The 25,613-nt window shown below is 56.0% G+C and carries 23 protein-coding genes; 16 read left to right on the top strand and 7 right to left on the bottom strand.

The annotated features are described in order from the left end of the window. Positions 1-270: 270 nt before the first annotated feature. On the bottom strand, positions 271-909 hold the full coding sequence (locus tag U2949_RS18450; protein ID WP_257723503.1) for a histidine phosphatase family protein: 639 nt from the start codon (positions 907-909) through the stop codon (positions 271-273). Positions 910-1,228: 319 nt separating this feature from the next. Between U2949_RS18450 and U2949_RS18455 the strand changes: the two genes are divergently transcribed. Both U2949_RS18455 and greA read left to right on the top strand, forming a co-directional pair. Then, on the top strand, positions 1,229-2,554 hold the full coding sequence (locus U2949_RS18455) for a solute carrier family 23 protein (RefSeq protein WP_035270974.1): 1,326 nt from the start codon (positions 1,229-1,231) through the stop codon (positions 2,552-2,554). 407 nt (positions 2,555-2,961) lie between these two features. Further along, positions 2,962-3,438, top strand: a complete 477-nt coding sequence (greA, locus tag U2949_RS18460) for a transcription elongation factor GreA (protein WP_022983494.1) — start codon at positions 2,962-2,964, stop codon at positions 3,436-3,438. Between the two features lie 96 nt (positions 3,439-3,534). Here the strand turns inward: greA and U2949_RS18465 are convergent, their stop codons facing one another. After that, positions 3,535-4,131 carry a YhbY family RNA-binding protein gene (locus U2949_RS18465; protein WP_026485246.1) on the bottom strand — a complete coding sequence of 199 codons (597 nt, stop codon included), beginning with the start codon at positions 4,129-4,131 and terminating at the stop codon, positions 3,535-3,537. Between the two features lie 17 nt (positions 4,132-4,148). Here U2949_RS18465 and U2949_RS18470 point away from each other — a divergent pair, with 17 nt between their 5' ends. The 5 genes from U2949_RS18470 to U2949_RS18490 all read left to right on the top strand — a co-directional run bounded on the left by U2949_RS18470 (position 4,149) and on the right by U2949_RS18490 (position 9,868). Beyond that, a complete protein-coding gene (locus tag U2949_RS18470; protein ID WP_009463090.1) occupies positions 4,149-4,787 on the top strand; it encodes an RlmE family RNA methyltransferase in 639 nt (212 codons plus the stop codon). Positions 4,788-4,894: 107 nt separating this feature from the next. Continuing rightward, entirely contained in the window at positions 4,895-6,808 is a 1,914-nt protein-coding gene (gene ftsH, locus U2949_RS18475; protein ID WP_009463092.1) for an ATP-dependent zinc metalloprotease FtsH, read from the top strand. 26 nt (positions 6,809-6,834) lie between these two features. Continuing rightward, the gene (gene folP, locus U2949_RS18480) at positions 6,835-7,677 is read left to right on the top strand and encodes a dihydropteroate synthase (RefSeq protein WP_257723502.1); all 843 of its coding nucleotides are present in this window, start codon (positions 6,835-6,837) and stop codon (positions 7,675-7,677) included. Continuing rightward, complete coding sequence (glmM, locus tag U2949_RS18485) at positions 7,674-9,017, top strand: phosphoglucosamine mutase (RefSeq protein ID WP_009463095.1); 1,344 nt, start codon at positions 7,674-7,676, stop codon at positions 9,015-9,017. The genes folP and glmM overlap by 4 nt, the downstream gene beginning before the upstream one ends. A gap of 68 nt (positions 9,018-9,085) precedes the next feature. Beyond that, the gene (locus U2949_RS18490) at positions 9,086-9,868 is read left to right on the top strand and encodes a GNAT family N-acetyltransferase (RefSeq protein ID WP_026485249.1); all 783 of its coding nucleotides are present in this window, start codon (positions 9,086-9,088) and stop codon (positions 9,866-9,868) included. Between the two features lie 312 nt (positions 9,869-10,180). Here the strand turns inward: U2949_RS18490 and U2949_RS18495 are convergent, their stop codons facing one another. Next, the gene (locus tag U2949_RS18495) at positions 10,181-11,671 is read right to left on the bottom strand and encodes a Ppx/GppA phosphatase family protein (RefSeq protein WP_026485250.1); all 1,491 of its coding nucleotides are present in this window, start codon (positions 11,669-11,671) and stop codon (positions 10,181-10,183) included. A 239-nt stretch (positions 11,672-11,910) separates the two neighbouring features. On the opposite strand from U2949_RS18495, the gene ppk1 reads away from it, so the two are divergent. The 5 genes from ppk1 to pstB all read left to right on the top strand — a co-directional run bounded on the left by ppk1 (position 11,911) and on the right by pstB (position 17,971). Continuing rightward, positions 11,911-13,983 carry a polyphosphate kinase 1 gene (ppk1, locus tag U2949_RS18500; RefSeq protein WP_026485251.1) on the top strand — a complete coding sequence of 691 codons (2,073 nt, stop codon included), beginning with the start codon at positions 11,911-11,913 and terminating at the stop codon, positions 13,981-13,983. Between the two features lie 96 nt (positions 13,984-14,079). Continuing rightward, positions 14,080-15,123, top strand: a complete 1,044-nt coding sequence (gene pstS, locus U2949_RS18505; RefSeq protein WP_321289324.1) for a phosphate ABC transporter substrate-binding protein PstS — start codon at positions 14,080-14,082, stop codon at positions 15,121-15,123. A 220-nt stretch (positions 15,124-15,343) separates the two neighbouring features. Continuing rightward, positions 15,344-16,282, top strand: coding sequence for a phosphate ABC transporter permease subunit PstC (gene pstC / locus U2949_RS18510; RefSeq protein ID WP_026485253.1), 939 nt, complete (start codon positions 15,344-15,346; stop codon positions 16,280-16,282). Positions 16,283-16,294: 12 nt separating this feature from the next. Further along, complete coding sequence (gene pstA, locus U2949_RS18515; RefSeq protein ID WP_051316439.1) at positions 16,295-17,158, top strand: phosphate ABC transporter permease PstA; 864 nt, start codon at positions 16,295-16,297, stop codon at positions 17,156-17,158. A gap of 33 nt (positions 17,159-17,191) precedes the next feature. Continuing rightward, positions 17,192-17,971, top strand: a complete 780-nt coding sequence (pstB, locus tag U2949_RS18520) for a phosphate ABC transporter ATP-binding protein PstB (protein ID WP_009463840.1) — start codon at positions 17,192-17,194, stop codon at positions 17,969-17,971. A gap of 230 nt (positions 17,972-18,201) precedes the next feature. Here the strand turns inward: pstB and U2949_RS18525 are convergent, their stop codons facing one another. Together U2949_RS18525 and U2949_RS18530 are read right to left on the bottom strand one after the other, a co-directional pair. Beyond that, positions 18,202-19,827 (bottom strand): acyl-CoA synthetase, encoded by a 1,626-nt coding sequence (locus U2949_RS18525; protein ID WP_321289327.1) that lies wholly within the window; start codon positions 19,825-19,827, stop codon positions 18,202-18,204. 209 nt (positions 19,828-20,036) lie between these two features. Continuing rightward, on the bottom strand, positions 20,037-20,453 hold the full coding sequence (locus U2949_RS18530; RefSeq protein ID WP_321289329.1) for a hypothetical protein: 417 nt from the start codon (positions 20,451-20,453) through the stop codon (positions 20,037-20,039). Between the two features lie 222 nt (positions 20,454-20,675). Here U2949_RS18530 and U2949_RS18535 point away from each other — a divergent pair, with 222 nt between their 5' ends. From U2949_RS18535 to U2949_RS18545, 3 genes are read left to right on the top strand one after another with little or no spacing between them, the layout of a single operon-like run. Then, positions 20,676-21,224, top strand: coding sequence for a PepSY domain-containing protein (locus tag U2949_RS18535; RefSeq protein ID WP_321289331.1), 549 nt, complete (start codon positions 20,676-20,678; stop codon positions 21,222-21,224). A gap of 1 nt (position 21,225) precedes the next feature. Further along, entirely contained in the window at positions 21,226-21,891 is a 666-nt protein-coding gene (locus U2949_RS18540; RefSeq protein ID WP_321289333.1) for a response regulator transcription factor, read from the top strand. Continuing rightward, positions 21,888-23,249, top strand: coding sequence for a sensor histidine kinase (locus U2949_RS18545; RefSeq protein ID WP_321289335.1), 1,362 nt, complete (start codon positions 21,888-21,890; stop codon positions 23,247-23,249). Before U2949_RS18540 ends, U2949_RS18545 begins: the two co-directional genes overlap by 4 nt. A 232-nt stretch (positions 23,250-23,481) precedes the next feature. On the opposite strand, the gene U2949_RS18550 is transcribed toward U2949_RS18545, so the two are convergent. Continuing rightward, entirely contained in the window at positions 23,482-23,883 is a 402-nt protein-coding gene (locus tag U2949_RS18550) for a DoxX family protein (protein WP_009457944.1), read from the bottom strand. Between the two features lie 82 nt (positions 23,884-23,965). Here U2949_RS18550 and U2949_RS18555 point away from each other — a divergent pair, with 82 nt between their 5' ends. Then, on the top strand, positions 23,966-24,691 hold the full coding sequence (locus U2949_RS18555) for a transporter substrate-binding domain-containing protein (RefSeq protein ID WP_026485258.1): 726 nt from the start codon (positions 23,966-23,968) through the stop codon (positions 24,689-24,691). Here the strand turns inward: U2949_RS18555 and U2949_RS18560 are convergent. Beyond that, the gene (locus U2949_RS18560) at positions 24,675-25,580 is read right to left on the bottom strand and encodes a LysR family transcriptional regulator (RefSeq protein WP_026485259.1); all 906 of its coding nucleotides are present in this window, start codon (positions 25,578-25,580) and stop codon (positions 24,675-24,677) included. The genes U2949_RS18555 and U2949_RS18560 overlap by 17 nt on opposite strands. Positions 25,581-25,613 lie beyond the last annotated feature (33 nt).

Below are 25,613 nucleotides of genomic sequence, written 5' to 3' on the forward strand. Positions count from 1 at the left end.
CGCAACCGCAACCGCAACCGCAACCGCAACCGCAACCGCAACCGCAACCGCAACCGCGACCGCAACCGCGATAGTGCCTGTGGCTCTTCCTGGTAGAGGGCCGTCGCTATCGTAAGGATAAAGCTTGCGGGCGTGGCGCTGGAGACACTGTCAGGAACTGATGAGGTGAGTCAGTTCCTGACAGGACTCCGCACAAGTCTCAGGCTGGTTTATCGAACGCTGCAGCTAATCCGATCTGTGTATACCAGCCTGATCATGGCTATGTATGGCTTAGACTTGCTCGTCCAGTGCCGTATTCAGATGTGGCAACTGCCCCCACTGCGTACAGGTCCACTTCAAGTCCGCATCAATGCTGAAGAAGTTCAGGCTGGTATTCAGAATTGCGTGAGTGCGTTTTGCATTCAGCGGTTGCTGGTTCAGCTTGCGCCAGGCCATATCAATAACGCCACCGTGTGCAAAAACCAGCAGGTTCTTGCCTGCATTTTGCTGGGACAGCTCTTCAAAGCAGCTCAGTATTCGCGTCTGGAATTGGCGTAGCGACTCACCACCTTCTACCGCGTAGTCGATATCGACGGTGTCGTCGGGCTGATCCGGCCCATGGCGGCCTGCTGCATCCCAGGCCTGGCCTTCCAGCTTGCCAAAGCCGCGTTCGCGCAGTCCCTGGACTTGCTGGATTTCAATATCCCAATGCTGACAGGCAATTGCCGCAGTTTCCGAGGCGCGTTGCAGATCACTGCTGATGACGGCATCCACAGGCATGTGAAACGCCGGGGAGCTCAGGTAACTCTGCAGGGCACGGGCCTGTTCGCGGCCGGTCTCGTTCAGCTCTATATCCTGCCAGCCCTGTAAACGGCGTACGGCGTTCCAGGCAGTTTCACCATGGCGGATCAGACAAATAGACGTACTCATGCTGGCGTAATCACTCTGCTAGGGAATCGGACTGCCAAAGGCAGGCTGATTGTCTATTGTAATGGGCCAGTCAAGCACAGGCAGATAGAGGGGGTATATACCGCATATAGCGCGAGCATCGAAGCCAAAAGGCAGTTTGAAACCTGGACTAGCTGGATCCATGTTGGGGTTTACCGCGTACTGCCTTATTTTCAGGTGCCTTGTTGAGTCTTTCACGTTTAAAATCATGCCTCAACGAATCAGCCAGTGCCTCAGGGAGCACTGCGCGACCGTCTGACCAATTGCGCTGTATTTCTTTATTCCTTTTCTGGAACCCTTTATGTCTCAGTCTTACTTCCCGCGTTGGCGCCGAGTGTCCGGCAGCGAACCCGGTGCGGTTGTGCAGCCCGACGAATGTCTGGCCACGCCGCAAAACATTGCCATGGGTGCGCAGCACGTTGTGGCCATGTTCGGCTCCACCATTCTGGCACCCTTGTTGATGGGCTTTGATCCCAATCTGGCCATCTTGATGTCCGGTATTGGTACGCTGATTTTCTTTGTGTTTGTCGGTGGCCGGGTTCCCAGCTACCTGGGTTCCAGTTTTGCATTTATTGGCGGTGTGATTGCGGTTACCGGCTATGCCGGCAGCGGCCCGAATCCCAATATTGGCGTGGCCTTGGGGGCCATTATTATCTGTGGTCTGGTCTATACGCTGATCGGTGTACTGGTCTGGGTGTTCAATGCCCGTACCCAAGGTGGGGCAGCGCGTTTGATCAACCATTGGATGCCTCCGGTTGTTACCGGCTCGATTGTGGCGGTGATTGGCCTGAATCTGGCTCCTATTGCGGCCAAGGGCGCGATGGGTAGCGGCACCTTCGATTCCATGATGGCCTTGATGACCGTGTTGTGCGTGGGTGGTATTGCGGTCTATACCCGTGGGGTGGCTCAGCGTTTGCTTATTCTGGTGGGTTTGGCTCTGGCTTGCGTGTTGTACTGGGTTTTCACCAATGTGATGGGCTACGGCACCCCAATCAACTTTGCGCCGGTTGCTGAAGCCGCCTGGCTGGGTCTGCCCAGCTTTTCTGCGCCTGTGTTCCAGGCTCATGCCATGACCGTAATTGTGCCGGTAGCCATTATTCTGGTGGCCGAGAATCTGGGTCACATCAAGGCGGTTAGCGCCATGACCGGTCAGGATCTGGATGGTTATCTGGGTCGTGCCTTCGTGGGTGATGGCGTGGCGACCATGCTGTCCGGCTCCGTAGGCGGCACCGGTGTGACGACTTACGCTGAGAATATCGGCGTGATGGCCGCTACTCGTATCTACTCGACGCTGGTGTTTGCCTTTGCTGCCGTGATCGCGATTTTCCTGGGCTTTTCGCCCAAGTTTGGTGCCGTGATCCAGTCCATTCCTGGTCCTGTGCTCGGTGGCATGTCCATCGTGGTGTTTGGTTTGATCGCTATTGCCGGCGCCCGTATCTGGGTGGTGAACCAGGTGGATTTCAGCGATAACCGCAATTTGCTGGTGGCAGCCGTCACCCTGATTCTGGGGGCTGGTAACTTCTCCTTGCAGTTTGGCGTGATTCGTCTGGACGGCATTGGCTGCGCCACCTTTGGTGCCATTTTGCTGCACGCTTTGTTGCGAGGCCGTCGCCAGAATATGGTGTAGTCGGGCCAAGGCGGATCAAGACTGGCCTGGCTCTGACAAGTTTGGCCATCAGCCCGTAGCCAGTCTTGAAATAGCCTGCTCTAAACCCGTGGCCCTTGAGCTTCTGTTTTTTTACACAGGGGTTTCAGGGGCTTGCTATTTTCAGGCAGTTTGCCGACAATAGATCTCACACCCCGGTTCTTCGCGGGGTTTTTTTCTGCCGCAGAATTTCTCTGTGTCGGAAAAGCCATATTGGGGCAGCCGGCAGGTTTGGCTTGAGCAGTGTGTTTGAATGTACGCTGTAGGGTCAGCAGGACTTTCAAGTCGGCCGATTCAACCTGTTTGATTGTTTGCCCCATCATCGTTATCCCCCTATCTTCCAGGCGCTCCTGCTACGGAGCGTCTTTTACTTGTTGAGCAGGAATACTATGTCTGCGATCCCATTGACTGCGCAGGGCGCACAACGTTTGCAAGTCGAATTACACCGCCTCAAGACGGTGGAACGCCCGGATGTAATTAACGCCATCGCCGAAGCGCGAGCCCAAGGCGATTTGTCCGAGAACGCCGAGTATGATGCCGCGCGCGAGCGCCAAGGCTTTATCGAGGGTCGGATTGCCGAATTGGAAGGCACTTTGTCCAATGCCCAGATTATCGAACCGGCCGCGCTGCAGGCGGATGGCCGCATCGTGTTTGGTGCCACGGTTGAAATCGAGGATCTGGAGTCCGGCAATACCGTGACTTACCAGATCGTGGGTGACGTCGAGGCCGACATCCGTGCGAACAAGATCTCCATCTCCAGCCCTGTGGCTCGTGCCCTGATTGGCAAGAGCGAAGGCGATGTGGTCGAGGTCAAGGCGCCCGCCGGTATTCGTGAATACGAAATCCTGTCGATCAGTTACGTTTGACCCTGCTTCTGACAGCAGGCTTGCCCTGCTGTTGATTCGAGCACGCAAAAGAAAGGCCCCTGCACATTGTGCGGGGGCCTTATAATTTACGGCAGTTTAGCGTTTGCCCGAACCGCCCAGTCCGCGACGAGCACCTGCCCGCAAGGACATGGCACTGCCAGGACGGTTGGTATTGCTACGGGGCGCGGCAGCAGGTTTGACTGCCGAGAACTTTTGAACGCTGCGTGGTGCGGCCGAGGCTTTCTTCTCCTGGGTGCTGCTGCGTTCAGCTTGCATTTCAGCACGGCGAGCACGTTCAGTCTTGCGCGTACGCTGAACACCGGAAGCGGCCAGCTTTTTGGGCGTGTAAGGCTCCGAAGGCTTGCGCACCGCACGGGTAGGTTTTTCAACAGGCGCTCCCAAAACAGGGGGGCGTTCGATATTGGGTCTGTAGATGGTCAGGATTTTGCCCAGATGATGAATAGGGGCAGCATCGAGCGCATCGCAGATTTGTTCTAACATGGTCAGACGAGCCTGACGGTCATCACCGGCCACACGGATCTTGATGAGCTGGTGAGCCTGCAGGTGGACGGTGATTTCCTTGATCACGGCGTCGGTCAGGCCATTGTCTCCAATCAGGACAACTGGGCGCAGAGCGTGAGCAGCAGCACGAAGTTCGCTGCGCTCATGAGGTGTAAGGTTGAGTTTTGGCATAAAGAGATTGTACGGGAATGGCCAAGAAAAAATTCTCTAAAGAGTGGGTTCAGCAGCATATAAATGACCCCTACGTCAAATTGGCGCAACAAAAAGGGTATCGCGCGCGTGCGGCCTTCAAGCTCAGTGAAATATTGGATCTGGAGAAGATTCAGGTTCAGGGCAAGGTGGTGGTGGACCTGGGGTCTACGCCGGGCAGCTGGTCGCAATTGATACGGGAACGCATGGTCGGCCCTGGCGGCGTGCTCAATGGTCGCATTATCGCACTGGATATATTGGAAATGGAACCAATTGCCGGGGTAGAGTTCATGCAAGGCGACTTTCGCGAGGACTCTGTACTGGAGCAATTGCAAGATTCCTTAAAAGGTGCGGCGGTAGACCTTGTGATTTCGGATATGGCCCCCAACTTGTCTGGTGTGGCATCGGCCGATTCCGCCCGCATCCAGCATTTATGCGAGCTGGCACAGGAATTTGCCCTGCAGCATCTGACCGATGAAGGGGTACTGATCGTCAAAGCCTTCCACGGCAGCGGGTTTTCCCAGATCGTGGAGTCTTTCAAGCAGAATTTTGTCAGAGTCGTCGAGCGTAAACCCAAGGCTTCGCGTGATAAATCCTCCGAAACCTTTCTCGTTGCCCGTGGCTTGAAGCGCAGGTAATTTATGACTTGCCGGGCTTTGAATCGGGTAGAATGAACTATGTATGGCGCTTGTTCAGGTATGTGTAAGCATATGGAGCAAGTTATCGCAATCGCAGGAGATTGGCTTTGAACAATTCGTTTTCCAAAGTCGCGATCTGGATGGTTATTGCGCTGGTGCTGTTTACTGTTTTCAAGCAGTTTGACGGCCGGCCACCAGCCACTGATGGCGTCACTTACACACAATTCATGAATGATGCCCGCTCCGGCCGCATCAGCAAGGTGGATATTCAGGGCGATACCCTGCATGTCACGCCGGATTCTGGCCGCAGCTACTCGCTGACGTCCCCCGGTGACCTGTGGATGGTGCCTGAACTGGTGAAATCCGGTGTGCAGGTATCGGGTAAAGCCCGTGAAGAGCCTTCCTTCCTGACCAGCCTGTTCATCTCCTGGTTCCCCATGCTGCTCCTGATTGGCGTGTGGGTGTTCTTCATGCGTCAGATGCAAGGTGGCGGCAAGGGCGGGGCATTCAGCTTCGGTAAATCCCGTGCACGTTTGCTGGACGAGAACTCCAACCCTGTTACCTTTGCGGACGTGGCCGGTTGCGACGAAGCCAAGGAAGACGTACAGGAATTGGTGGACTTTCTGCGCGACCCAAGCCGCTTCCAGCGTCTGGGTGGCCGCATTCCACGCGGTATCCTGATGGTTGGCTCGCCGGGTACAGGTAAGACCCTGTTGGCTCGTGCCATTGCTGGCGAAGCCAAAGTGCCTTTCTTCAGCATTTCCGGTTCCGACTTCGTCGAAATGTTTGTGGGTGTGGGTGCTTCCCGCGTTCGCGATATGTTCGAGACCGCCAAGAAGCAATCGCCTTGCATCATCTTTATCGACGAAATCGACGCCGTGGGCCGCCAGCGTGGCGCAGGCCTTGGCGGTGGTAACGACGAACGTGAACAGACACTGAACCAGTTGCTGGTCGAGATGGACGGTTTTGAAACCGGCCAAGGCGTACTGGTCATTGCTGCAACCAACCGTCCTGACGTACTGGACCCCGCTTTGCTGCGTCCTGGCCGTTTTGACCGTCAAGTGGTTGTTGGCCTGCCTGACATCCGTGGTCGTGAGCAGATTCTGAAAGTGCACATGCGCAAAGTGCCTTTGGCTCCCAACGTGGACGCTGTGGTGCTGGCTCGTGGTACTCCCGGTTTCTCCGGTGCTGATCTGGCCAACCTGGTCAACGAAGCCGCTTTGTTCGCTGCGCGCCGAAATGGTCGCACCGTGGATATGCAGGACTTCGAACGCGCCAAGGACAAGATCATCATGGGTGCAGAACGTCGCACCATGATCATGCCCGAGGAAGAGCGTCGCAACACCGCTTACCACGAAGCCGGTCACGCCTTGGTAGCTTGCATGCTGCCCAAGACGGACCCGGTTCACAAAGTCACCATCATTCCTCGTGGTCGTGCGTTGGGTGTCACCATGCAATTGCCGGAAGGCGATCGCTACAGCATGGACAAAGAGCGCCTGTTGAACATGATTGCCGTGCTGTTCGGTGGTCGTATCGCTGAAGAAGTGTTCATGAATCAAATGACCACGGGCGCATCGAACGACTTTGAACGTGCCACGCAAATTGCGCGTGACATCGTGACTCGCTACGGCATGACAGACTCCCTGGGGCCTGTTGTGTACGCCGAGAACGAAGGCGAAGTGTTCCTGGGCCGTAGCGTCACCAAAACCACGCATGTGTCCGAAGCCACCATGCAGAAAGTGGACTTCGAAATCCGCAAGATTATCGACGAACAGTACGCGGTTGCCCGCAAGCTGATCGAAGACAATATGGACAAGATGCATGCCATGGCCAAGGCCTTGCTGGAGTGGGAAACCATTGATGCCGACCAGATCGACGACATCATGAAAGGATTGCCACCACGGGCGCCACACGTGCCCAACAGCAATGACAACACCCCCTCCGATGGCTCCACGCCACCAGCCGCTGGTCCTCGCCCAGCTGATGACAAGGGTGCCGCGGCGACAACGCCGGTTGCTTAACTTACAACATAGGCCATGCCTATTTCATGAATTACCCTGAGTGGTCTTGTGGGCGCTTCCAGTTTGGGCTGGAGCGCCCTTTGGTTATGGGGATTGTGAATGTCACCCCAGACTCCTTTTATGACGGCAATGCACACAATGATTTGCCTCGGGCGCTGGACCACGCCCGTCAATTAATCGCCGAAGGCGCAGACATTCTGGATATTGGTGGCGAGTCGACTCGTCCCGGTGCTGAACCCGTTTCCCTGGAACAAGAGCTTGAGCGTGTCATCCCACTGATCGAGGGTTTGCGCGACAGCGGTGTGGCCTTGTCGGTGGATACGTTCAAGCCTGAGGTCATGCGCGCCAGCCTGACGGCCGGTGCAGACATGATCAATGACATCTATGCCTTGCGCATGCCCGGTGCCATCGAGGCCGTCAAGGACTCCAATTGCGGTCTGTGCATCATGCACATGCAAGGTGAGCCCCGGACCATGCAAGAGCAGGTTCACTACGATGATGTGGTCGTTGATGTACGTCATTTTTTGCAACAACGATGTGACGCCATAGTGAGCGCAGGCATTCAATCCGAGCGTATCATGCTGGATCCCGGCTTTGGCTTCGGTAAAACAGCGGCACATAATTATCAGTTGCTACGGGATTTGCAGCAGGCGGCAGTGCCTGGTTACCCCTGGTTGATCGGCTTGTCGCGCAAATCCATGATTGGCCATGTCACGGGGAAACCCGCCAGTGAGCGTTTGATTGGCAGTCTATCGGCAGCCCTTGCCTGCGTGGCACGGGGCGCAAAAATTGTCCGTGTCCATGATGTAGCCGCCACGCGCGAAGCGCTGGATGTGTGGAACGCGGTTGAATGTGGAGTCTCTGAATGAGCGATCGTAAGTATTTCGGCACCGATGGTGTCCGCGGTGAAGTAGGTGGCCCAACGATTAACCCCGAGTTCGCTTTGCGCCTGGGTTACGCTGCCGGGCAGGTTCTGGCTGCCCAGTATGAAGGTACCGGCCGCCCCACCGTAGTGATTGGCAAGGACACCCGTATTTCCGGCTACATGCTGGAATCGGCGCTGGAAGCCGGTTTGTCGGCTGCCGGGATCGATGTATTGCTGGCAGGCCCTGTACCGACGCCCGCTGTGGCGTATTTGACACGTACCTTGCGCCTGACGGCCGGTATCGTGATCTCTGCCTCGCACAACCCGTATTACGACAACGGCATCAAGTTCTTTTCCGCACAGGGCACCAAGCTGCCTGACGAGATCGAGCTGAAAATCGAGCAAGCCATTGACCAGCCCATGCACTGGGTGAAGTCCGAGTCCCTGGGCCGCGCCCGTCGTCTGGCTGACTCGGCTGGCCGTTATATTGAATTTTGCAAGAGTGCCTTCCCGAACGACTTGAACCTGAACGGGCTCAAGATTGTTGTGGATGCCGCTCATGGCGCAGCTTACAACATCGCTCCGCACGTATTCCGCGAATTGGGTGCCGAAGTGGTTGCCGTGGGTGTTCAGCCTGATGGGTTCAACATCAATCAGGAAGTGGGCGCGACTTATCCCGAGAAGCTGGCCGAAGAAGTACGCAAGCACGGCGCAGATTTGGGTATTGCGTTGGATGGTGACGCAGACCGTCTGCAAATGGTCGATTCCCAGGGGCGCATCTACAATGGCGACGAACTATTGTATCTAATTGTTGCTGATCATCTGCAGACCCAGCCTGTAAAAGGCGTGGTTGGCACGTTGATGACCAACCTGGGTTTCGAGAAAAAAATGCAGGAATTGGGCGTGGAGTTTGCCCGAGCCAAAGTGGGCGACCGCTACGTGCTGGAATTGATGCAGCAAAACGGCTGGGTGTTCGGTGGCGAAAGCTCCGGACACCTGCTGTGCCTGGACTGGCACACCACAGGCGATGGTATTATTGCCGCCCTGCAAGTTCTGACCGCTCTGTGCCATAGCGGCAAGAGCCTGCCAGAATTGATGGAAGGCCTGAAGATGTACCCGCAAATTATGGTTAACGTGCCATTGCAAGCGGGCCAGGACTGGAAAAACCATGCAGGTTTGCAACAGGCAACCCGTGAAGTGGAGCAAATGTTGGGTGACCGTGGGCGAGTGCTTATTCGCGCATCAGGCACAGAACCCAAGCTGCGCTTGATGGTGGAAGCGGAACAGGCCGATCTGGCTCAAGCAGGCATCGATACCTTGCTTGCAGTGGATTTAATGAAATAGTAATGTGGCTATCAAATACCTGAAACATTGTTTGTGCATGATGCACGAAAGTGTTTGGAGTCATCACGATGCTAAATCTTGAGCGCGAACGTACTGAAGTGGATTGGGCGAGTACTTGGGCAGGTCATACCGTTGGAGGCCTGGCCTTGCGCCTGGCTCGTACCCAGGCTGAGCTTGAATGCCTTCAGCGCTTGCGTTTTCAGGTTTTCACCCAGGAAATGAACGCCGTCTTTCCAGACCAGCACAATGGTCTGGATATAGACCGCTTCGACCCCTGGTGCGAGCATTTCATGGTTACCGAACCCGAAGAAAACCGGGTTGTAGGAACCTACCGCTTGCTGACCCCTGAAAATGCCAATAAAGCGGGCGGCTATTACTCAGAGTCCGAATTCGATATCAGCGCCCTGGATGCGCTGCGTCCCAGCCTGGTTGAGGTTGGGCGCTCCTGCATCCACCCCGACTACCGTAATGGCTCGGCCATCATGATGCTGTGGGGTGGCATTGCTGCCCTGACGCGTGTAGGCGGTTACCGTTACCTTCTGGGTTGTGCCAGTGTCAGTTTGCGTGACGATGGCGTCACCGCCGCCGAAGTCTGGCGTGTGGCCCAGAAGTCCATGCAGGACAACAAGCACATTCCGCATGTGCAACCCTTGAATCGCTATCCGGTTGAACGACTGGACAGCGATTTGCCAGCGCGCATTCCACCGCTGATCAAAGGTTACCTGAAGCTGGGGGCCACGATTTGTGGGGAGCCTGCCTGGGATCCGGACTTCAATACGGCAGACTTTCCTGTCCTGCTGGATCTGGAAGCCATGGACGAGCGCTATAAACGTCACTTTGGCCTGGTCTGATTGCGTACTGCTCAGGCCTGAACAAGTCGGGCCTGAATAGGGCCTGCGAATAAAAAGAACCCCCGAAAGTTGGATGGCAATCCAACTTTCGGGGGTTTTTTAGGTTCTGATGATCTGCTTGGCTTGGCTTGGCTTGGCTTGGCTTGGCTTGGCTTGGCTTGGCTGGCTTTGGCGCTGTCAATGAGCGGCTCGGCCAGCTAGCGTCAGCCATACTCCAATCAACGGGCTTGTCAGCAAGGCTATCGTGGCTGCAAGCTGGGTGAAGTGTTGTTCAACAGACCTACCCAGCCTCTACACGTCCAGCAGGCCTTGTCAGACCAGCTCCAGGCTCAGATCATTGATATCGCTTTGCCAAGCCTGTACTTCAGCCAGCAAGGAGGCCTGGGACAGGGGATGGCTGGCCATCCATTCATGATCCAGATGAATCATGACGGTTTTGCCACGCGCTTGCAGGCTCAGCGGCAGGGTTTCCCTGTCCTCGCGACGACGCATCAGCATGACGGCCAGACGCAGGCTCAGCAATGTCAGCCACCAGGCGTTATTGGATTCAAAGCGCTTGAGCTTGCCCAGCTTGCCCTGGTGACCCAGGCTCAGGAAGCTCAACAAGGCTTGGTCGTCGTTGGAAAAGCCGGGCATATCGGCATGTTCCAGCACGTAGGCCGTGTGCTTGTGGTAATCCGCGTGTGCAATGCTCAGGCCCACTTCGTGAAGATCGGCGGCCCAGCCCAATTGACGCTGCAGTTCCTGCACTTCAGGGGTGTCGGGCAGCTTCAGTTGTGCGAAGAACTTCATCGCCGCGTCGTGCACACGATGGGCCTGGCGTGTGTCGACCTGATAGCGCTTCATCATTTGCTGAACGGTCTGGTCACGCTGATCGTGTTCCGATTCGCGCCCCAGCATGTCGTAGAGCACACCCACACGCAGTGCGCCTTCACCAGGCAGCATCTGACGAATCTTCAGTTCCTGGAAGGCGGCCATCATAATGGCCAGACCTGCTGCCAGCACGGGCGCGCGGTGTGGTTTGATGCCGCTCAGATTGCGTGTGTCCACCTTGCCATCGTGCACAAGGCGTTTGCGCAGCAACTCCATGCCTTCCAGGGTAATCCCCTTTTTGGACATGCCGTTCTCTTGCAGGATGGCGATCAGGCCCTTGGCGGTTCCGGAGGAGCCATACGCTTCCTGCCAGCCCGTTTTGCGGTATTGGCGCGTAATTCCTTCCAGCTCGCGACGAGCCGTCAGGATTGCATTGCTCATGCGCTCTTCAGTGATCACGCCATCGGAGAAGAATTTGTCGGTATAGCTGACACAGCCCATGTAGAGCGAAGACAGGAGCAGAGGTTTGAGGCCCTTGCCAATAATGACTTCGGTCGAACCGCCGCCGATGTCGATCATCAGACGGCGATTGGGGGAGGGAGGCAGCTCGTTGCTGATTCCAGAGAAAATCAGGCGGGCTTCCTCGTGGCCGGAGATGACCTCGATAGGAAAGCCAAAGGCCGCCTCGGCAGCCGGCAAAACCTCGCTTAAATTGCGTGCCACCCGAAAGGTGTTGGTGGCCACGGCACGAACGCGATTGGGGTGAAAACCGGCCAGACGTTCGTTAAAGCGTTTCAGGATGACTACCGCACGTTCAATGGCATCGGGACTAATGTACTTGTCGGGGCCCATGCCGGCGGCGAGTCGGACGGATTCATTAAGGCGGTCAATGGTGTAGATCTGGGCATGACCGTTGTGCTGAACCACTCGTCCAATGGATAAACGAAAGCTGTTGGAGCCCAGGTCCACAGCGGCAAGAAGTTGTTCCATGAGGCATCGCTCGGGATGATTACTGTGCGATTATAAGGACATTAATCATGGGTTTTGTTACATGAACCGGAAAATTAAGAAAAGTTAGACGAAAGCATCTTGGGAACGGCTACGTGATATTTGCGCTCCTGCCAGGCAGAGCTGTTTTAGACTTGAATTGCTACGGGTCATAGAGCTGTAACATTCATGTAGTAAAAGTCTCACGATCCCATTTTCTTTGGCTTTTTAACGACCTCACCATGCTGCCTTCTCCAGATTCAACCTTGCTAAACCGTGAGTTGTCCTTGCTCAAGTTCAATGAGCGAGTGCTGGCCATGGCCGAAAATTCGACCACGCCTTTGCTGGAGCGCTTGCGCTACATCTGTATCGTGAGTTCTAACCTGGATGAATTCTTTGAAATTCGTATTTCCAGTCTGAAAGAACAGATTTTGCAAAATCCTCATCAAGTGGGGGATGACGGGTTTTTGCCTCAACAAGCGTTTGACAAGGTGCAGGCTGCGGCTCATCAATTGGTCGAGAAACAAAACGACTTGCTGATGGACGAGGTCTTGCCGACCTTGATGGATGAAGGCATAGGGTTGCTGCTGACCGCGCTATGGACACCTGCTCAGCGTGAGTGGGCGTATCAAACCTTTTTGCGTGACGTTATGCCTTTGCTCACGCCTATTGGTCTGGACCCGGCGCATCCCTTTCCGCGCGTCTACAACAAAAGCCTGAACTACATTGTTGAGCTGAGCGGTGAAGACGCCTTTGCCCGCACCGGCACGATTGCCATTGTGCAGGCACCCCGTGCCTTGCCACGTGTGATTCGTGTGCCAGACGATATCGCCGGCATTCCCCAGGGCTATATGCTGCTGACTTCCCTGATCAGCGTTTTTGTGGGCGAGCTTTTTCCCGGCATGGACGTAAAGGGCTGCTATCAGTGGCGCGTTACCCGTAACAGTGATCTGTTTGTGGACGAGGAAGAAGTCACCAACTTGCGCGCCGCCTTGCAGGGCGAGCTGTCGCAACGTAACTTTGGTGCGGCCGTACGTCTGGAAATTGACCGTTCCATGCCCGAGCGCCTGGAGCGCTTTTTGCAAAGCGAGTTTTCGCTGGATGTGCCAGATACTTATCGCGTCAGCGGCCCGGTCAATCTGACGCGCCTGATGCAGCTGTGTAATGTGCCAGACCGTCCGGATCTTCTGTTCCCGGATTACCGTGCGCCTATTCCGGCGCCGTTTGATTCTTCATTTGAATCCCCCGCACAGTTTTTTGAGGCGATTTCCCGCAAAGACCAACTGCTGCACCATCCGTATCAGTCCTTCCAGCCCGTCTTGAGCTTCTTGCGTGCCGCAGCGGCGGACCCGGCAGTCGTCGGTATCAAGCAGACGATTTACCGTACTGGTGAAGACTCGGAGTTGATGAATATCCTCCTGTCGGCGGCGCGTGCAGGTAAAGAAGTAACCGTGGTGGTGGAGCTGATGGCTCGTTTTGATGAGCAGACCAATATCAATTGGGCCGCCAAGCTGGAAGAGGTGGGAGCGCACGTCAGTTACGGGGTGGTTGGCCACAAGACTCACGCCAAGATGGCCCTGGTGCTGCGTCGTGAAGGGGGCTCGATCCGGCGTTATGGCCATTTGGGTACCGGTAACTATCACCCGCGCACCGCTCGCCTGTACACGGACTTTGGCCTGATTACCGCCAATCAGGAAATTTGCGAGGACATGGACAAGGTGTTTTCCATGCTGACCGGGCTGGGTGCCTGGCGACCTTTGAAGCGCTTGCTGCAGTCGCCGTTCACCTTGCATGACAGCATGATGGATCGCATCCAGGCGGAAACCGAGCGTGCTCTGGCAGGCAAGAAAGCCCGCATCATGGCCAAGATGAACTCCCTGCTGGAGCCCAAGATCATTCAGGCGCTTTATGACGCCAGCCAGGCCGGAGTCAGGGTAGACCTGGTCGTGCGGGGTGCTTGCGCCTTGCGTCCGGGAGTCAAGGGCTTGTCGGAGAATATCCAGGTGCGTTCAATCATCGGACGTTTTCTGGAGCACTCGCGTGTTTTCTATTTCTACAATGGCGGCCAGGAAGAGGTCTTTATTTCTTCGGCTGACTGGATGGACCGCAACTTCTTCCGTCGCGTGGAGCTGGGTGTGCCGGTGCTGGATCGCAGCCTGAAAAAGCGGGTTATTGCCGAAGCCTTCACCTATGCCTTGCGTGACAATCAGCTGTCCTGGAAGGCCAATCCGGATGGCACTTATAACCGCATCCGCAGTCGCGGTGCCCCGTTCAATCTGCATCTGAGCATGATGCAGCGCTTGGGCGGTGTGTGAAATACAGACTGTCATGAACGTGTCATATAGTCTGTTTACTATGACGACACATACAGGGTGGGCCTGTGATCTGACTATCATCAAGAGGATTTCTCGATGTTAAAACGTGTATTCAACAAGGTAAGTATTGCTCTGGCGTTCAGCGCTTTTGCGGCCACTGCCACAGCTGCAGACGTAACCGGTGCTGGTGCGTCGTTCCCTTACCCAATCTATGCCAAATGGGCGGCTGAATACGCCAAACAAACGAATAACCGCGTCAACTACCAGTCGATTGGTTCGGGTGGTGGTCAGCAGCAGATTATTGCCAAGACCGTGGATTTTGGTGCTTCGGACGACCCAATGAAGGTCGAAACACTGGAAAAAGAAAATCTGTTGCAGTTCCCCGCCGTGATCGGTGGTGTGGTGCCTGTGATCAACGTCGAAGGCATTGAGCCTGGCAAGCTGAAACTGTCCGGTAAAGTACTGGGCGATATCTACCTGGCCAAGATCACCAAGTGGGACGATGCAGCCATCAAGGAACTGAACCCCGACTTGACCTTGCCTAACAAGGACATCGTGGTGGTTCACCGCTCCGACGGTTCGGGCACCACTTTCGGTTGGACCAACTACTTGTCCAAAGTGTCCCCAGACTGGAAGTCCCAGGTTGGTGAAGGCAAGGCTGTAAAGTGGCCTACCGGTCAGGGTGGCAAGGGTAACGAAGGCGTGGCTGCTTACGTGCGCCAGCTGCAGAACTCGATCGGCTACGTTGAATACGCTTACGCCAAGCAAAACAAACTGTCCTGGACCCAGCTGCAGAACAAGGACGGCCAATTCGTCCAGCCTGGTCAGGAAAGCTTTGCAGCCGCCGCTGCCAACGCAGACTGGGCCGGTACGCCTGGCATGGGTGTGATTCTGACCGAAGAGCCTGGCGCAAAATCCTGGCCTATCACTTCGGCTACCTTCATCCTGATGCACAAGGTGCAGGACAAGCCCGAGAACGGTAAAGAAGTGCTGAACTTCTTTAACTGGGCCTTCGAGAACGGTGCCAAATCTGCTGAAGAGCTGGATTACGTTGCGTTGCCTAAGGACGTAACCGACCAGATCAAGGCGGCCTGGGCATCGGAGATCAAGTCCAAAGACGGCGCTGCGATCTGGAAGTAAGATTCGTGTTCAAATACAGGTCAGTTGTAAATTGATCCTGCGAGACGGCCCACCTCTAGGTGGTGCCGTCTTTATTATGTAAAAATTACGGTTTTGTCTTGAACGCACAGCGCGTAGCGTTATCCGGTTTGTTGGGCTGGAGCAGCCTTGGCTGTTACAGAATCTGTGAATCGGTTGCAGTGCGTTCGTCCTATTCCGGCCTGACCCTTCATCTGTCTACATGAAATCAAATCAGAACGCCTTTATGGACGGCATTTTCAAGAACATGACACGCTCGTTTGCGTTTCTCGTGTTCATATTGCTGGCTGCCATCTCTATTTCCCTGATCTATGGAAGCCGGGAATCCATTGCCGAATACGGTTTCTCTTTTCTCTGGACGAATAACTGGGATCCGGTCAATAACGAATATGGCGCATTGGTGCCTATCGCCGGTACCTTGCTGACTTCTTTCATCGCACTCTGTATTGCCGTGCCAGTCTCGTTTGGCATTGCGATGTTCCTGACAGAGCTCTCGCCAGCCTGGTTGCGTCGCCCCTTGGGGACGGCCATTGAAATGCTGGCTGCGATTCCTTCCATTATTTACGGTATGTGGGGCCTGTTTGTCTTTGTGCCCCTGTTCCAGCGCTATGTACAGCCCGGCCTGATCTCCTTTTTTGACGGAGTGCCAGTGCTGGGTCAGATCTTTGCGGGCCCTCCCTTCGGGATTGGTGTGTTCACCGCCGGTCTGATTCTGTCCATTATGGTGATCCCCTTCATTACCGCCGTGATGCGCGACGTGTTCGAGCTGGTGCCTCCCATGCTCAAGGAGTCCGCTTATGGTCTGGGCAGCACGACCTGGGAAGTGATGTGGCGTGTGGTGCTGCCTTTCACCAAGAACGGGGTGATTGGCGGGATCATGTTGGGTCTGGGGCGCGCCTTGGGTGAAACCATGGCTGTCACCTTTGTGATTGGTAACTCCTTTAACTTGCCAAGCTCGCTGTTTTCGCCCTCGAACTCGATTGCGTCTGCACTGGCCAACGAGTTTAACGAAGCCGGTGGCATGCAGAAATCCGCCTTGCTGGAGCTGGGTCTGATCCTGTTCCTGATCACCACGGTTGTATTGGCGATCTCCAAGTTGCTCTTGTTGCGTCTGGCCAAGAACGAAGGCACGTCGCGTTAAGGATCACCTACCATGTTTGATAAAAAATCCGCAATTAGTCTGAGCAACCCGATTTACAAACGCAGGCAGGTGTTTAACCGCCTGATGCTGGGTGTGTCTTTTGCTGCCTTGATCTTCGGCCTGTTCTGGCTGTTCTGGATCATCTGGACCCTGATTGAAAAGGGCAGCAGTGCCATGGCCTGGTCCCTGCTGTTTGAAAGCACCCCGCCTCCTGGTGGTGAGGGTGGTTTGCTGAACGCCATTGTTGGCAGTGTCATGATGGCTGGCGTCGGTACCCTGATCGGCACACCTATCGGCATTCTGGCCGGCACCTATCTGGCCGAATACGGTCAGCGTGGCTGGTTGGCCCCGGCCACCCGCTTTTTGAACGACGTGTTGTTGTCGGCACCGTCCATCATTATTGGTCTGTTCATCTATGCCGTGTATGTGGCACAGGTGGGTCACTATTCGGGTTGGGCCGGTGCTCTGGCTTTGGCCATTCTGGTGATCCCCGTGGTGGTACGTTCCACAGACAATATGCTGATGCTGGTTCCCAACGGTCTGCGCGAAGCCGCGGCGGCCCTGGGCTGCCCCAAGTGGAAGATTGTGATGTCCATCTCCTACCGTGCAGCCTTGCCTGGTATCGTGACGGGCGTTCTGCTGGCTGTGGCTCGTATTGCGGGTGAAACGGCTCCCTTGTTGTTCACCGCCTTGAACAACCAGTTCATGTCCCTGAACATGAATGCGCCGCTGGCCAACTTGCCGGTGGTGATTTTCCAATATGCTGCCAGCCCCTTTGAGGACTGGAACCGTCTGGCCTGGGCAGGTGCGGTGCTGATTACCTTGCTGGTCTTGGGTATCAATATCCTGGCTCGCAGCCTTTTCCGCCAAAAATAACGTTTTCACGGAGCGCCCTAGTCGGCCAACGCTATGAGTCAAATTATTACCTCCGACGAATCGACCAAGATTGAAATCCGCAACCTGAATTTCTTCTATGGCAAATTCCATGCCCTGCGCAATGTGAACATGTCTATCAAGGAAAAGAAGGTCACGGCTTTTATCGGACCATCCGGTTGCGGTAAGTCCACCTTGCTGCGCACGCTGAACCGCATGTACGAGCTGTACCCCGGCCAGCGCGCTGAAGGTGAAATCCTGCTGGACAATGAGAACCTGCTGACGTCCAAGCAGGATATTTCCCTGATCCGCGCCAAAGTGGGCATGGTGTTCCAGAAGCCGACACCGTTCCCCATGAGCATTTATGACAACGTGGCCTTTGGCGTGCGTTTGTTCGAGCGCCTGAGCAAAGGCGAAATGGACGAGCGTGTGGAATGGGCCTTGTCCAAAGCTGCGCTGTGGAACGAAGTGAAAGACAAGCTGCACCAAAGTGGTAACGGCCTGTCCGGTGGTCAGCAACAGCGTCTGTGTATTGCCCGTGGTGTGGCGATCAAACCCGAAGTTCTGCTGCTGGACGAGCCTTGCTCGGCACTGGACCCGATTTCCACGGCCAAGATTGAAGAGCTGATTGCTGAACTGAAAGCGGATTACACCGTGGTGATCGTGACCCACAACATGCAGCAAGCGGCACGTTGCTCGGATTACACCGCCTATATGTATCTGGGCGAGTTGATGGAGTTTGGTGAAACTGACCAGATCTTCGTGAAGCCCGCTCGCAAGGAAACCGAAGACTACATCACGGGTCGTTTCGGTTAATCAGACGGATGCGGGCAGAGCGGCCTTGCGGCGCTTTGCCTGGAGTTTGAATAAAACCATGCCTCCACATCGGGACAGTCGTTCCTGTGTGGTAAACACCCCAATCGCTGGATTTATGTCCAATGATTGGGGTGTTTTTTTATCCATAGGGGCGGCGATGCTGTGTTGGCTCCAGTAAAGGGAGTAGCAACGGCCTTGTGTTGTGCGGGTGCCGCCTGCAGCTTGTGCCTTTACTGGCTCAATTTGCGTAAAGCATGACGTATGACTTTGCCGGTGGTTGTCATGGGCAGGGCATCGACAAACTCAATCAGCCGTGGGTACTCATGTGCAGCTACCCGGCGTTTGATGTGCTCCTGAATCTCCTTGATCAGCTCCTGGGACGGTTCGATATCCTCCTTCAGCACCACAAAAGCTTTGACGACTTCGGTGCGTTCGGGGTCGGGCACACCAATCACTGCCGCCATGGCGACAGCGGGATGCCCCATCAGGCCATCCTCAATCGGGCCGGGCCCAATGCGGTAGCCGGAGCTGGTGATGACATCATCATCGCGGCCTACGAACTGGATATAGCCGTCCTCGTCCTGCATGCCTTTGTCGCCGGTCAGCAGCCAGTCGCCTACAAATTTCTCGCGAGTGGCCTCGGGTCGTTGCCAGTAGCCCAGGAACATAACCGGATCGGGTGCTCGCACGGCAATATGGCCTTCGATGCCGGGTTTCTGAATTTGCCCCTGATCATCCACAATCGCGACCTTGTGACCAGGCACGGCCTTGCCGATCTTGCCTGCCTGGCCCGGAAACCAGGCCGAGCAGGAGGACACGATCATGTTGCACTCGGTTTGTCCGTAGAACTCGTTGATGGTGATGCCCAGTTCTTGTTTTGCCCAATCCAGCAACTGCGCACCCAAAGACTCCCCACCGCTGGCAATGGATTGCAGCTTCAAAGGCCATTGCTCGCGTGACCATTGGCTGCGACGCAGCATTTTCAGGGCAGTAGGGGGCAGGAAGGTATGCGTGACACCGTGCTCGGACATCAGCTTCCAGGTGGCCTCGGCATCGAATTTGGGGAAGCGGTAGGCCAGTACGGGTATGCCGTGATGCCAGGCCGGTAGCAGCACATCCAGCAAGCCGCCAATCCAGGCCCAATCGGCAGGTGTCCACATCAGGCCTTCGCCTGTGGGCAGGAAGTTGTGCGACATCTCTACGCCCGGCAGATGCCCCAGCAGTACACGGTGGGCATGTAGAGCACCTTTGGCCGAACCTGTGGTGCCGGAGGTATAGATGAGCACGGCGGGGTCGTCTGCACGGGTGTTCAATGTGCGCGGTGCCGGTTCAGGGTGAGCGGCAATGGCTTGCCACAGGGACAGGGCCTCGCCCTGATCCTGCTGGCTATCACTTTGGTAAAGATGTTTGAGCTGTGGCAGGTGCTCGCGCAGGGGCAACACCGTCTCCAGGCCTTGTTGATCGGTAATCAAGGTGCTGGCGCCGGAATCATTCAGGCGATAGCGCAGCGCGTCCGTGCCAAACAGGGTGAACAAGGGCATGGCAATGGCGCCAATCTTGTAGGTCGCCAAATGCGCCAGCGCTGTTTCCAGCCCCTGCGCCAGAAAGATGGCGATACGGTCGCCTGCCTGGATACCCTGGGCTTGCCAGGCGGCCGCTAAAGAATCGGACCAGGCTTTGAGCTGATCGAAGGTGTAGCGCTTGATCTGACCATCGGGCAATTGCTGGATCAGGGCCAGACGCCCGGACCCGTCAGCCCATTTGTCGCAGGTGTCGTGAGCGATGTTGTAGTGCTCGGGGATGGACCAGTGAAATTCCGAGTAGCTTTGTGAGTAAACCGAATCAGCAGACAGCATGAGAGACACTTTTCCCAAAGGTGAAACAGACTCCCATCCTAACGCCTTGAGCGGGATGACCCTATCCGGGCTAATCAGTAGAAAAGAAAAACGGCGCTGGGGGTGCGCCGTTTTTCGTCCTGCTACCGACTTCTACTGCTGAAACAACTGCGAGTTGTCACTTCTACTGCTTGCGAACATCAACTGCTTAGGGGAAAGTGATGTGATGATCAGGACTTGGTGGCCTCTTTCGTGGCGCTGTCACCTTGCTGATCGTGACCGGAGCGGTGGCCGCGACGATGCTGACCGTCGTTCTTGCGCTCTACAACCGTAAACTCGCCATTGGCACCTTCGGAACGGACACGTACAACCTTACCGTCCTTATCGACCACCATGGCCATGATGTTGTCGCCTCGCTGGTGCAGGCTGCCCACTTTGGTGTAGCCGGCATCTTTCAGACGCTGGTAGGCGGGACCGATATCGGTGACTTGATCAGCGGTCAGCGGTTTGTGGTCGCGGGCCTGACGGGCTTGTTTCTGGGTGCTTTGTGTTTGAGCCGCGCTTGTGGCTTCCTGTGCAATGGCAGCGGTGCCACCCAACAGACTTGCGCTCAATACCAGGGCAGAAAAGAGGGAAGTGCGTTTCATGTATAGCTCCTTCATGTAATCAAAAAGTGGTGCTGTCAGATTCCTGGGTAGCTTCCTTTTGAGGTGGGAAGGTTTGTTTGTCCTGTCAGCCTGGTGCCCATTATGGACAGGTGGCTCTGAATCTAAACTGAAGCCGCTGTTCATGTTATGTTCATCCGCAGCTTGCTATATAAGGGGGAGTGATCGTTTGATCCCTCTTTTTTTCTGCACGTACTGATTCTTATGACGTCCATTAAACAATCCGCCTTGCTGATGAGTTTGGCCGCCGTTTTGACGGCGGTGATGCCATTGGCACTGGCCCATTCTCACGATTACCCCGACTGCGGCAGCAAAAAGCAGAAGGGTGATTCGTCGTGGGACAGGGAGCAGCGTTCGGATTGGTCAGGATATGATTACCTCGGGGACGATGACTGTTTTCGTCGTTTGCCCCCTCCGCCGCCTCCACCCCCGCCTCCCCCTCCTAACGAGCGTTTCGGCCCCAGCCCGTATTGGCCTCCGGGCCCGGCCTATCGGGGCCACGATCAGGCCCGCGAAGCCGTGCGCCGTGGAGAAGCCTTGCCGCTGCGGGAAGTCCTGAAGCGGGTGCGCGAGACCTATCCCGGACGAGTGCTGCGTGTGCAGTTTGAATATGACGAGCGCTTTGAGCTCTGGGTGTATGACTTGCGCATGCTGGTTGACGACAACCGCCTGTTGCGTCTGAAAGTGGACGCCTTGACCGCCAAAGTGCTGCTTGTGCGCGGCGTGAAACGCTCGCATTCCCGAGGACATTAAGATGCGGATACTGGTTGTTGAAGACGAGCCTACCCTGGCAGCGCAATTGCAGCAGGCGCTGGAACGGGCCGGCTATGCCGTTCAGGTGGCTCAGGATGGTGAGCAAGGCCATTACCAGGGTGAGGTAGAAGCCTTTGATGCTGTAGTGCTGGATCTGGGTTTGCCGGGCATGGACGGGGTATCGGTCTTGCGTCGTTGGCGTGCTTCGGACATCAATATGCCGGTGCTGATTCTGACGGCCCGCAATGATTGGCACGACAAGGTCGAAGGTATGGATGCCGGTGCCGACGATTACGTGGCCAAGCCCTTTCACATGGAAGAATTGCTGGCTCGTATGCGCGCCTTGCTACGGCGTGCGGCCGGTCAGGCGAACCCGCGTTTGCAACTGGGCAAATTGGAGCTGGACGCGCGCTCGTCCTCCATCAGTTGTGCGGGCATGGTCTTGTCGCTGACCAGTCATGAATACCGTTTGCTGGCGTTCATGATGCATCACCCTGGCCAAGTGCTGTCGCGTACTCAACTGACCGAGCATATTTACTCTCAGGACTTCGAGCGCGACTCCAATACCATCGAGGTTTTTATTGGCCGTCTGCGCAAGAAATTGCCCGCTGGTTATATCGAAACGGTGCGAGGTATGGGCTACCGTCTGGTGGACCCAGAAGCATGATTGCCTTGCGGGGTCATACCATTCTGGGCTCCCTGCGTGGCCGCTTGCTGCTGGGGACTTTGGCCTGGATTCTGATCAGTATTGTTCTGGCCGGTTTGGGCCTGAACCGCCTGTTTCAAGACCACGTTTACCGTCAGTTCGAACAGCGTTTGCAAACTCATCTGGACCAGATCATGGCGGACGTGAATCTGGACAATGCGGATGGGGTGACTCTGCAATCGCGTCTGAGCGATCCTTTATTTGAACAGCCTTATTCGGGCATGTACTGGCAAATTGCGCGCCAGGAAGCGGGCAGTGAGCAGTGGACGGTGGTTTTGCGCTCAACCTCCTTGTGGGACGAGGCGCTGGATGTGAATGCTCCGGATACGCCCAATGGCGTCTTGTCGTTGACGGGGCCGGAAAAGCAGCGTCTGGTTGTACTGCGGCAGGAGCTGGACGAGGTGAATGACAAGGGACAAAGCTTGCAGATCATGGTGGCCGGCAACCGGGAGCTTCTGGCCGAGCCATTAGCCCGTTTTGAGCGGATTCTGTTCCTGTCGCTAGGTGGTTTGGCCGTGGGTTTGATCCTGGCGGCAATCTTGCAAGTGGTGCTGGCCTTGTATCCTTTGCATCTTCTGCGACGCCGTTTACTGGATGTGCAGGAGGGGCGGGAGCCACAAGTCAGTGGCAATTTCCCCAGTGAAATTCAACCCTTGGTGGACGACTTCAATGCCGTGCTTAGTGCTAATGCGGGCATGGTGGACCGCGCACGGGCGCAGGCGGGAAATCTGGCCCATGCGGTCAAAACCCCGCTAACGATTATGGGCAACGCCGCACAAGCCGAAGATCCGCATCTGGCGACTTTGGTCAGTGAGCAAGTGGCCTTGGCTCAGCGTCAGGTTGACCACCACTTGTCTCGTGCACGGGCCATGGCGGTACGCGCCATAGGTGTGCGTACGGATGTGTCTAGTTGTCTGCAGTCCCTGTGTCGGGTGATGGGGCGTTTGCATAGCGACAAGCAGATTCATCTGGATTTACCCGATCAGGAGTTGGTCTTTAAAGGCGAAGAGCAGGACTTGCAGGAGATGGCTGGGAACCTGCTGGATAACGCCTGCAAATGGGCGACACAGAATGTGTGGTGTCAGGTGTGGCAGCAGGACAATGTGCTGCATCTGGTGGTGGAAGATGATGGTCCTGGCCTGGAGCCGGAGCAGCTGGAGCGAGTGTTTGGCCGTGGACAGCGTGCGGATGAGCGGCATCCAGGCTTTGGCTTGGGACTGGATATTGTGCGTGAATTGGCGCGCAGCTATCAGGGGAAGGTGCAAGCCAGTGCGTCGGAAAAAGGTGGTTTGCGGCTGGATTTGACCTTGGCGAGTTAAGGCAGGAAGCTAGGTGCCAACGCCAACGCCAACGCCAACGCCAACGCCAACGCCAACGCCAACGCCAACTTTAACTCCCGTGCAAGGGCAGTATTGTCGAGCGTAGAGCTACCAGAGGCCAGCGGACTGAGTGGCTAGGGCGAACAAGGGGGGCAGGTAGGGGTTAAGCTTGATCATCCATTAAAAACGCCCGGCGAAGCGGGCGTTTTCCAGCACATGACTCGGACCGACCTTAGTTCCAGGGGCCGCCATCGCCACCCAGACTGTAGCGTCCGGCGCCAATCAAGCCGACTGTGAGCGCGCCAATCAGGAACATGCCTTGCAACTCCAAGGCCCAAATACCTTGAGCATTGAAACTGCCGATCTGGTTGCTATGGGCCAGTAATAAGGCAATGACCATGTTCATGGCTACAATCAAACCGCCGGCACGGGCGTAAAAGCCCAGAATCATCAGGACAGGAGCAATCACTTCGCCTATGTACACGCCCCAGGCCAGAAAGCCGGGCATATTGTTGGCGATCAGCATTCTTTCGATTCCTCCGATGCCATAACGTATCTTGGCGATGCCGTGCAGCAGGATCAACACACCGACCGTGACACGCAGCAAGAGTTTTCCAAGATCATCACGAGACATACAGGCGCTCCATTATGTAGTGGGACAGGAAGGTGCGTTATTGTAGAAGACCGGGTTCTTAAAAGTATGACGGAGCATTTACATGACACAAAAGCAGGCTGTCGCAGCAGAACTGGCCCCCAGCGGGGTTTTGCGTGTTGCCATGAATTATGGCAATCCCGTCCTGGCCCAACGCGGTGCCAATGAGCAGTCGCCCAAAGGGGTCTCGGCGGACCTGGCGCGCAGTGTGGCGCAAGAGCTGGGTCTGAGCGTGCAATTTCATGGCTACGATGCGGCCCAGGCCGTCGTAGAGGCGGTCTACAGGGACGAGTGGGATCTGGCTTTTTTGGCGATTGATCCCAAGCGTGCGGAAAAGATTCGCTTTAGTGAAGCCTATGTGCATATCGAAGGCACCTATCTGGTGCGTGACGAGTCCGCCTTTCAGAACGTGGATCAGCTGGATCAGCAAGGCGTGTGCATTGCCGTTGGTAAAGGTGCGGCCTACGATTTGTTTCTGAGCCGTCATTTAAAGCATGCCGATCTGGTGCGGGCGACGACCTCTGCCGCTGCGATTGATCTGTTTGTGGAAGAAGAGCTGGATGCCGCTGCGGGCGTACGACAGCCTTTGGAGCGCTATGCCCGTTCCCGCAGCGGCTTGCGTGTGCTGCCCGATAGTTTCACTGTGATTCGTCAGGCCATGGCGGTGCCGTCGGAGCGTACGCTGGCCCATGCCTGGGTCGAGGCCTTTATTGCCCGGCAGAAAAAGGAAGGGATGGTGGCGCAGTTCCTGGCTGATAGCGGCCAGGCGAATGTCACCGTACCGGAATAGGCGCAAGGCGCGTATTCAATTCGTCTTGCAGGGCCTGTCTGAACAGGGCCTGCGCCTTGCCTACATCCTGTCTCTTGGATTGCAGAAGATAAATGGGCAAGTCCAGACCATTGCTGCCGGTAGAGAACTGGATACGATGCAATCGGCCAGACTCCAGTGAGGGTCGCAGGCAAGACAAGGGCAGATTCGCCCAACCTAATCCCCGTTCCACCAGTTCCAGTGTCATGGGCAGACTGTCCGTTTTCCATTGACGCAGGCTGAGCATGGAGCGGTCCTTGCGTATATCCTTGTCGGGGCTGGTAATCACAATCTGCCTGTAGGCTTTCAAATCTTCCAGGGGCCTGGGGCTGTCTTGTAGCAAGGGATGGCCGGGTGCAGCGACAGCGCTAATGGTTTCGGTCCACAGCGATTGCACAATCCCCACGCTTTCCAGTTCCCGCCCGCCATAGGCAATGCACAGATCCAGCTCGCGCTTTTGCAATGCTTCGACCAGTGCGTCTTGGGGCGCGGTTCGCAGTTCTATGTCCAGACCGGGATAGCGTTGCTCCAGAGCCTGCAAGGCAATCAACGCCGGTTCGGGATCGACATCGCACACGATACCCAGCCGTAAATGGCTTTCCAGTCCCCCCGATAATTCCTGCAAATGCAGTCGCAAACTCTGCAAGCGGCTGGCGATCAGCTTGGCGTCGGGCAGCATGGCCAGTAGCTCGGCCGTGGGCACAGGTTCACGGCGGCTGCGGTCAAAAAGCGACAGATCCAGCTCGGCCTCCAGATTGGCCACGGCCATACTGACGGCCGATTGTGTGCGGCGTAACGCCCGCGCGGCGGCGGAGAAGGAGCCGTGTTCAACCACGGCAAGCAAGAGCTCAAGATGATCACTGGTAAGCATGGCTAAACCATAAGTAAAACTGATGGAATCTGA

The organism is Alcaligenes phenolicus, assembly GCF_032063905.1.
Taxonomy (GTDB): Bacteria; Pseudomonadota; Gammaproteobacteria; order Burkholderiales; family Burkholderiaceae_B; genus Alcaligenes; species Alcaligenes phenolicus.

Excerpts from the sequence above, each read along its gene's own strand:
- U2949_RS18450 (WP_257723503.1), bottom strand. The coding sequence starts at position 909 with ATGAGTACGTCTATTTGTCTGATCCGCCATGGTGAAACTGCCTGGAAC.
- U2949_RS18455 (WP_035270974.1), top strand. The coding sequence starts at position 1,229 with ATGTCTCAGTCTTACTTCCCGCGTTGGCGCCGAGTGTCCGGCAGCGAA.
- greA (WP_022983494.1), top strand. The coding sequence starts at position 2,962 with ATGTCTGCGATCCCATTGACTGCGCAGGGCGCACAACGTTTGCAAGTC.
- U2949_RS18465 (WP_026485246.1), bottom strand. The coding sequence starts at position 4,131 with ATGCCAAAACTCAACCTTACACCTCATGAGCGCAGCGAACTTCGTGCT.
- U2949_RS18470 (WP_009463090.1), top strand. The coding sequence starts at position 4,149 with ATGGCCAAGAAAAAATTCTCTAAAGAGTGGGTTCAGCAGCATATAAAT.
- folP (WP_257723502.1), top strand. The coding sequence starts at position 6,835 with ATGAATTACCCTGAGTGGTCTTGTGGGCGCTTCCAGTTTGGGCTGGAG.
- glmM (WP_009463095.1), top strand. The coding sequence starts at position 7,674 with ATGAGCGATCGTAAGTATTTCGGCACCGATGGTGTCCGCGGTGAAGTA.
- U2949_RS18490 (WP_026485249.1), top strand. The coding sequence starts at position 9,086 with ATGCTAAATCTTGAGCGCGAACGTACTGAAGTGGATTGGGCGAGTACT.
- U2949_RS18495 (WP_026485250.1), bottom strand. The coding sequence starts at position 11,671 with ATGGAACAACTTCTTGCCGCTGTGGACCTGGGCTCCAACAGCTTTCGT.
- ppk1 (WP_026485251.1), top strand. The coding sequence starts at position 11,911 with ATGCTGCCTTCTCCAGATTCAACCTTGCTAAACCGTGAGTTGTCCTTG.
- pstS (WP_321289324.1), top strand. The coding sequence starts at position 14,080 with ATGTTAAAACGTGTATTCAACAAGGTAAGTATTGCTCTGGCGTTCAGC.
- pstC (WP_026485253.1), top strand. The coding sequence starts at position 15,344 with ATGAAATCAAATCAGAACGCCTTTATGGACGGCATTTTCAAGAACATG.
- pstA (WP_051316439.1), top strand. The coding sequence starts at position 16,295 with ATGTTTGATAAAAAATCCGCAATTAGTCTGAGCAACCCGATTTACAAA.
- pstB (WP_009463840.1), top strand. The coding sequence starts at position 17,192 with ATGAGTCAAATTATTACCTCCGACGAATCGACCAAGATTGAAATCCGC.
- U2949_RS18525 (WP_321289327.1), bottom strand. The coding sequence starts at position 19,827 with ATGCTGTCTGCTGATTCGGTTTACTCACAAAGCTACTCGGAATTTCAC.
- U2949_RS18530 (WP_321289329.1), bottom strand. The coding sequence starts at position 20,453 with ATGAAACGCACTTCCCTCTTTTCTGCCCTGGTATTGAGCGCAAGTCTG.
- U2949_RS18535 (WP_321289331.1), top strand. The coding sequence starts at position 20,676 with ATGACGTCCATTAAACAATCCGCCTTGCTGATGAGTTTGGCCGCCGTT.
- U2949_RS18540 (WP_321289333.1), top strand. The coding sequence starts at position 21,226 with ATGCGGATACTGGTTGTTGAAGACGAGCCTACCCTGGCAGCGCAATTG.
- U2949_RS18545 (WP_321289335.1), top strand. The coding sequence starts at position 21,888 with ATGATTGCCTTGCGGGGTCATACCATTCTGGGCTCCCTGCGTGGCCGC.
- U2949_RS18550 (WP_009457944.1), bottom strand. The coding sequence starts at position 23,883 with ATGTCTCGTGATGATCTTGGAAAACTCTTGCTGCGTGTCACGGTCGGT.
- U2949_RS18555 (WP_026485258.1), top strand. The coding sequence starts at position 23,966 with ATGACACAAAAGCAGGCTGTCGCAGCAGAACTGGCCCCCAGCGGGGTT.
- U2949_RS18560 (WP_026485259.1), bottom strand. The coding sequence starts at position 25,580 with ATGCTTACCAGTGATCATCTTGAGCTCTTGCTTGCCGTGGTTGAACAC.